The sequence below is a fragment of the Nocardia sp. NPDC060220 genome, from assembly GCF_042727815.1.
Classification (GTDB): domain Bacteria; phylum Actinomycetota; class Actinomycetes; order Mycobacteriales; family Mycobacteriaceae; genus Nocardia.
The window spans coordinates 1-5,669 of the sequence record NZ_JBHWZY010000446.1; the positions used below are offsets into that span (position 1 = coordinate 1).

The 5,669-nt window shown below is 68.6% G+C and carries 5 protein-coding genes; 3 read left to right on the top strand and 2 right to left on the bottom strand.

What is annotated here, in order from left to right:
• Nucleotides 1-347: ATP-binding cassette domain-containing protein (locus ACFWF3_RS22030; protein ID WP_379315094.1), on the bottom strand; the 347-nt coding region annotated here is incomplete at its 3' end.
• Nucleotides 348-419: 72 nt separating this feature from the next.
• Nucleotides 420-1,934, bottom strand: a complete 1,515-nt coding sequence (locus ACFWF3_RS22035) for a multicopper oxidase family protein (RefSeq protein WP_379315095.1) — start codon at nucleotides 1,932-1,934, stop codon at nucleotides 420-422.
• Nucleotides 1,935-2,121: 187 nt separating this feature from the next.
• Here ACFWF3_RS22035 and ACFWF3_RS22040 point away from each other — a divergent pair, with 187 nt between their 5' ends.
• From ACFWF3_RS22040 to ACFWF3_RS22050, 3 genes are all read left to right on the top strand, one after another.
• Complete coding sequence (locus tag ACFWF3_RS22040) at nucleotides 2,122-3,300, top strand: NAD(P)/FAD-dependent oxidoreductase (protein ID WP_379315096.1); 1,179 nt, start codon at nucleotides 2,122-2,124, stop codon at nucleotides 3,298-3,300.
• A gap of 77 nt (nucleotides 3,301-3,377) precedes the next feature.
• A complete protein-coding gene (locus tag ACFWF3_RS22045) occupies nucleotides 3,378-4,268 on the top strand; it encodes an RNA polymerase sigma-70 factor (protein ID WP_379315097.1) in 891 nt (296 codons plus the stop codon).
• A gap of 130 nt (nucleotides 4,269-4,398) precedes the next feature.
• Nucleotides 4,399-5,544 carry a low temperature requirement protein A gene (locus tag ACFWF3_RS22050; RefSeq protein WP_378994280.1) on the top strand — a complete coding sequence of 382 codons (1,146 nt, stop codon included), beginning with the start codon at nucleotides 4,399-4,401 and terminating at the stop codon, nucleotides 5,542-5,544.
• Nucleotides 5,545-5,669 lie beyond the last annotated feature (125 nt).

Below are 5,669 nucleotides of genomic sequence, written 5' to 3' on the forward strand. Positions count from 1 at the left end.
GTGTCGTCGCGGTCGCGCCCGTAGAGCGCGGCGTAGTACGCCACGTTGTCGCGGACGCTGATGTCGGCGTAGATGCTCGGCGCCTGGGTGACGTAACCGACCCGGCGCCGCAGCCCGGCGCTGCCCGCCGGTTCGCCGAGCACCGTGACGGTGCCCGATTCCACCAGCTGCGTTCCCACGATGCTGCGCAGCAGGGTGGTCTTCCCGCAACCCGACGGCCCGAGCAGGCCGGTGATCGAGCCGCGGGGGATATCCAGGGTGAGGCCGTGCAGGACGGGGCGTTTTCCGCGTTTGACGGTCAGGTCCGCGACCTGGACGGCGATCGGTGGCGGTGCGGTGCGCGACATGGTCGCCTCAATTCATCGAGTGTTGAATTCACTACGTGATGAATTTAGCGCGATGGTTTCGAGGTGGCAAGGTCAGTGGGCGTGTCCCGGAGGTGTCACGGCCTGCTGACCTGGTTCGACAACGGTGAACTGGCCCATCATCCCGACATCCTCGTGCCACAGCAGATGGCAGTGATACATGTACGGCGTCGTCGGATCGGCGGGCCCGTCGAACCGTAGGGCCAGCGTCGTCGCCGTATTCGGTGGCAGGAAGATGGTGTCCTTGGCGCCGGTCAGCTCGGGCGGGGGCGGGCCGCCGTCGTACTCGAGCACCCGGAACTGCACATCGTGGACGTGAAAGTTGTGCGGCATGCCGTCGATGTTGCGCACGACCCAGGTCTCGGTGGTGCCCCGGGTGACCGTGGTGTCGATGCGGCTCATGTCCATGCGCTCGCCGTTGATACCGGCCAGGGTCAGGTCGAAGCGCCGTTGCAAGACCGAGTCGGTCCCATCGGGAATCGACAGCGGCACAAGAGTTTCCGGTAACGCAGCGGAGGGGCGCAAGGTCGCCGCCGCGCGCAGTTCGAGCACATCGAACGTGTCGTCACCGCCCGAGAACCGGTTCGACCAGAAGTCGAGACCCGCCGCGAGTTTCTCGCTGCGCAACACCGTGCGCTCACCGGGCCGCATCCGCACCACGATCTCCGCGCGTTCGCCGGGTGAGAGTCGGAGGTGATCGAGGGTGGTGGGGCGCTCGAGCAGGCCGCCGTCGGAACCGATCATCGCGAACGCGCGGGCGTCGTCGAAGGCGAAGGTGTAGATCCGCGCGGTCGAGGCATTGAGCAGGCGCAGCCGCACCAGTTCGTCCCCGACTTCCCGATAGGGGGACAGGGTGCCGTTGACCATGGTGCGGTCGCCGAGGAAGCCGATATCCCGGAAGATCGCGTGCGCGCTGTCGAGGCGGCTACCGCGCAGACGCATGTCCTGCACGATCACCGGGATGTCGTCCACGCCGTAGGTGCTGGGCAGCGGCAGTTCCGCACTCGGTGCGTCATCGATCAGGAACAAACCCGCCAGGCCGCGGCGCACATGGTCCTCGGTCGCGCCGTGCGGGTGCGGATGGTACCAGAGAGTCGAAGCCGGTTGATCCACAGTCCATTCCGGTGTCCATGTCGCACCGGAGTCGACCATCTGGTGCGGCCCGCCGTCCATGGCGGCAGGCAGGTGCATGCCGTGCCAGTGCACTGTCGATGCCTCGGGGAGCTGGTTGCGCACCTGGACTCGCACGCGTTCGCCGCGGGCCGCGCGCACGGTGGGGCCGAGGTAGCTGCCGTTGAAGCCCCACGTCTCGGTGGCGCGGCCGGGCTCGAATGTGGTTGTCCCGGTGCGCATATCGAGGGCGAACACCCGTGTTCCGGTGGAGTCGACAGTCGAATCCGCCAGCGGCGGGATGCGCAGTGGCTGAGTGAATTCCGTGGTGCCGACCGTCGAGATGTCGGCGGAGCTCCAGGTCCACGCCACCCCGGCGCCGATCGCGGTGACCAGGGTGACGGCGAGGGCGCACGCGCCGAGCAGGATGCGGCGTAGCCGGCGTGGGGGAGAAGCCATGCGTCGACGGTAGGGGCGCGAACCCGGCGCCACATCCGGGTGCGTCCCCGGTGCGACCCTGATTTCCGGTCGCGGATTTCAGGGTTTCCCGCAGGTCAGGGTCACGTGACCTGGATCACAATGCCAGGTTGTCACGTTCCGGCGAGCTGCTTTGTCCCATGAACATCCCACCGACAGGAGTACCGCAATGACCACCACTACGCACCGCATCGTTGTCCTCGGGGCCGGCTACACCGGGATGCTGGCCGCGATCCGCCTGGCCCGGCGCACCAGAAAACTGGATGTGGCGATCACCCTGGTCAATCCGTCGGCCCGCTTCACCGAGCGGCTGCGGATGCACCAGATCGCCGCCGGTCAGGAACTCGCCCACCACGACATCCCGGAAATCCTCGACGGCACCGGCGTCGAATTCGTGCAGGGCTGGGTCACCGCGATCGACCCCGCCGCGCGGCGCGTCCACGTCGACGACATCGGCGAACTCGCCTACGACGAGCTGATCTACGCCCTCGGCAGCACCGCCGAGACCTCCCTGGTGCCCGGCGTCGCCGACCACGCCTTCACCCTCGACGACCCGCGCCTCGCCCACGAATTCGCGGGCAAGCTCGCCACCCTCGCGGCGCAGGGTGCCCGCGTCGCCGTGTGCGGTGGTGGACTCACCGGCATCGAAGCCGCGACCGAGATCGCGGAAAGCCACCCCGGTCTGCGCGTCACCCTGATCAGCTCGGGCGAGCCGGGCGCGATGATGGGCGACAAAGCCCGCGCCCACCTGAACAAGGCGATGGACCGGCTCGGCATCGTCCGCGAGATCGGCGTGCGCGTCGCCAAGGTGCAGCCCGACGCGGTCGAGCTCGCCGACGGCACGGTGATCGGCGCCGACCTCACGCTGTGGACCACCGGCGTGCGGGTCTCACCGCTGGCCGCCGAAGCGGGGATCGAGACCGACGCGCGTGGCCTCATCGTCGTGGACCCGACACTGAAGTCGTTGTCGCACAACATGATTCACGCCATCGGTGACGCGGCCGTCGTCCGCCAGGGGTGGGGGCAGGTGCACGGTACCTGTCAGAGCGGCCTGCCGACCGCCGCCTACACCGCCGACCTGATCGCCGCCGAACTGCGCGGCAAGACAGTGCGGCCGTTCCGCTTCGGGTACTTCCACCAGCCGGTCAGCCTGGGCCGCCGCGACGCGGTCATCCAGTTCACCAACGCCGACGACACCCCGCGCCGCCTCTACCTCACCGGCTGGGCCGCGCGCATCTACAAGGAGCTGGTCAGCAGCAGCCCCGTTCCGACGTTCAAGGCCAGTAAGAAGATGACCATGAACGTACAATTGTCCAAGGGCGGCAAGGTGACTCGCGCCGTCGCGTGAACAGCCTGCACCGTCGCCGATCGGGCGCCGAGCCTGCTCGGCGCCCACCGACTGGCCACCGTGACGGAGCGTGCGACATGGTAGATCGTATGGCCGATCAGGATCCGTTTCTCGAACACCGCCGCCTGCTGTTCGCGACCGCTTACCGCATGCTCGGTACCGTCACCGACGCCGAGGACGTCCTGCAGGACACCTGGCTCAAGTGGAACGACACCGACCGCGCCGCGGTCACCCATCCCAAGGCCTACCTGGTCCGCGCGGTCACCAATCTCTCGCTGAACCGACTCACCTCCGCCCGCGCGACCCGCGAAAGCTATGTCGGCCCCTGGCTTCCCGAGCCGGTCCTGACATCGCCCGATATCGCCGAGGACACCGAATTGGCCGACACCGTCTCCACTGCCATGCTCGTCGTGCTGGAAACCCTCACCCCCGTCGAACGCGCGGTGTTCCTCCTGCGCGAAGTGTTCGGCTACTCGCACGCCGAGATCGCCGAAGCCCTCGAACGGTCCGAGGCGAGCGTGCGCCAGATCGCGCACCGCGCGAAGAACCACGTCCACTCGCGCCGCCCACGATTCGATACCGACAAGGCCGCCCGCGCCCAGGTCACCGCACAGTTCATGGCCGCCTGCGCAGGCGGCGACCTCAATGCCCTGATGGACCTGCTCGCCCCCGATGTCACGTGCTGGTCCGACGGCGGCGGCGTGGTCACCGCCGCCCGCCGCCCCCTGCACGGACCCGACCACGTCGCCCGCTGGATCCTGGGCGTCCTCGCCAAACCGTCGTCCGCGGGTTTCGAACTCACCGCGACCGGCATCAACGGTGAGCTCGGCACCCTGGCCTCCTTCGCCGGAAACCCCGGCGCCGCCTTCACTTTCGACCTCGTCGACGGACACATCCAGAATCTGCGCTTCCAGGTCAACCCCGGCAAGCTGGCCGGGCTGTACCGCGGCACCGACCTGCTCGGCTGAGCAACCCCTCGCTGACCGTTTGTCGCGCCGGGACGAGCTCGTCCCGGCCGAGAACCCCTCCTGCATCAGGGGTGAAACCGCGTCCCGCGCTGGGTTCGCGCGAACCGGTCACTGGCCCTACCATTCTGCCGTGTCAAGCAATCTCAACGACCGGGCCGAAGGTGGCCAGGTCAGGGCCTCGACCCTGGAACTGTTCTTCGACCTGGTCTTCGTTTTCACGATCACCCAGCTCACCCACGTGTTCGTGCACCATCCGGGATGGGAAGCAGTTCTGCAGGTCTCGCTGATGTTCGGCGTGATCTGGTGGATGTACAGCGGGTACGTCTGGCTGACCAACGAGGTCGCGCCGAGCTCGTCCTCGCGCCGGACCTGGTTGCTGGTCGGGATGTCGGCGTTCTTCATGCTCGCGCTCGCCGTGCCCGACGCCTTCCACGGCACCGGTGTCGCCTTCGGCATCGGCTATCTGCTGGTGACCGCGATCCACACCGCGATGTTCGCCTCGGCGGGCGGGGCGTCGGCCGTCCTGGCGATCCGCCGGATCGGGCCACTCAACGCGGTATCGGCCACCCTGGTCGTGGCGGGCGGCTTCACCCACCCGCCACTGCAATACGTGCTCTGGGCAGGGGCTTTCGCGGTGCAGATCCTCAGTCCCTACCTCGTCGACACCGCCGGGTTCCGGGTGCGCGTCTCGCACTTCTGCGAGCGGCACGGGCTGGTGGTGATCGTCGCGCTCGGCGAATCGATCGTCGCCCTCGGCGTCGGGCTGGCAGGCGAACCGATCACCGTCGCGCTGCTGGCCATGGTCGCGTTGGGGCTGGCGCTGGCGTACGTGCTGTGGTGGGCCTACTTCGGTTTCGACGACGAACGCGGCGAGCACGCGCTGGGCGAACGACCCGACCTCGAACGGGTGCGGCCTGCGCTCGTCGCCTACGACTATGCGCTCTATCCGCTCCTGGTCGGTGTCATCCTCACGTCGGCAGGGATCGCGCTCAGCATCGCGCACGGCGGCGAACCGGTGAGCTGGGCCGCCGCGGGCGCGTTGTCCGGCGGCGTCGCCCTCTACTTCGCCGGACAGTCCTGGTTCCGGACCGCGCTCGGTCTGTCCGGTGCCCGCGGCAGGCTGCTCGGCGCCCTCGCCGTCGCCGCCACCACGCCGATCGGGGTGTATTGGCTCGCCTGGGGCCAACTCGCCGCCCTGGTAGCGGTCGCCTACGCGGTGGTGATCGTCGACGATCGGCGCATCCTGCGCGCCGGGCAGCACAGCGCCTACGCCTGAGTACCGGTCGCATCGGCGTACCTTCGGCCACGCGCGGCAACGGAATGCCGCCGCGGGGGGGCCCGCGTGGTGGGCAAGTCCGACCGGTCCGCCCACCGACCGGGCCGCGATACCCCACACGCCCC